Consider the following 1,446-nt stretch of genomic DNA (forward strand, 5'->3'; position numbering starts at 1 on the left):
CGCTAATTCCCTGTGGGAGCAACGCTTTTGGGCTTTTTACGGGTATGTTTGGATGATTTAAAATCGATATGATTATCATTTGCATTAATTTGTTCTGAAACTTCATCATTTAATTGAAATAATGACAATAATGCCTGTGTATCATCACAAACGGGTTGATCGGCGGCTGATGGGGTTGCTGATACGGAGATCGGCGCAACAACACCAGAATCTGTTGGTATTGATACTGAATCCGTCACCGGGCGTTCAGCAAGTCCAGCGGATTTCAGCAACGGTGACTGCACCTGCATGGCGGCGTCCTGAAGCAGTGCCTCAATCAATGGCACGTCAGAAGGATGGCCACCCAGCCGTAACACCAGACAAGTCCATGCCGCCGGCACCAGAAATAACCAGCTGACCGCCTCTTCCGGCAATAAACGCGTTGCTATCATGGCTTCCAGCAGTGCAGACAAATCAGGCTGAGACGACCGGAAACGAAAACGAAAGCGACGCTCTGGTGTCCACCATCCCGGCTGCCAGTAATGCCCGTCGTCCAGCTCGCCCTCCACTTGCCGCAGCAGCGGCAGGTGGTAAAATAACGCGCTCCAGAACACTACTGCCTGCCATAAGACACTCTGTACTGCCTGCGTTTCTGGCGCCACACCCGGCGGTAGCAAATGCCCTTTCGCCAATCGCACGGCACAGGGGGTAAATTGCAGCGTCAGGTCAGCAAATCCCCCGCTGTCTGACCACTCCCCTTCCGGGGATGCGGGTATTTTCTGAACACTGCCCAGCAATTGCTTAACCGGTGCCAGATAAAAACGCTGATACAACCCCTCAGGGAGCTTACTGTTTTGCCATAATTGTTGCAGGCACTGACGACGTAGAGGCGTTGCCAGCAACGCATCAGCCGATTGTGGCCGGAAATAGCCCCCGTTATCACGAATCTCTCTTGTTTTTTGCTCTGATGATTTTTTCTGCGACGCAGGCGGGCGGGTAAAATGCGATTTAAAACGCGCAAACATGTTGTTTTCCTCCTTTTCAAATTTGGCTCAGTGTCGGTGAATCCCAATCTGAAACAAGGAGAGACTCTTTTTGCGAAAATGAAAATTAACCTGATTCGATTCACCCATTAACTGACTGACTGAATCAGCTTAATTTTCATCATAAATCAACATATTAATGACATTTAAAAACTGAAAAGCGCCCCGAAAGGCGCAAAGAGAAAAAAGGAAAAAACGTGAAAACGGGTTTCAGGCGGCTTGTTCATATTCCTGCAAACGTTGAGACCAGTTCCCCAGATAATGAGCGGGTGTGTAACGCGTCCGTTTTTTACCACCATCATGCAGAGCATCCCCAATGGTGACTGCGGCCGGAATGCAGGTCAGCGAAAGCTGGATGTACGCCATCACCGCGGCCAGCGGGTCAATATCAATCGCAGAAACCCACAGACTGCACATCGGGTCA

General features: G+C 50.1%; 1 protein-coding gene and 1 pseudogene. Both read right to left on the reverse strand.

Annotated features, from left to right (window positions below; genetic code table 11):
• Nucleotides 1-2 precede the first annotated feature (2 nt).
• Entirely contained in the window at nucleotides 3-1,004 is a 1,002-nt protein-coding gene (locus PSI23_RS21395; protein WP_273556962.1) for a TraI domain-containing protein, read from the reverse strand.
• Nucleotides 1,005-1,232: 228 nt separating this feature from the next.
• Nucleotides 1,233-1,446 (reverse strand): annotated as a pseudogene (locus PSI23_RS21400) (SAM-dependent DNA methyltransferase); the annotation flags it as partial.

Source organism: Xenorhabdus yunnanensis (assembly GCF_028598805.1).
GTDB lineage: Bacteria > Pseudomonadota > Gammaproteobacteria > Enterobacterales > Enterobacteriaceae > Xenorhabdus > Xenorhabdus yunnanensis.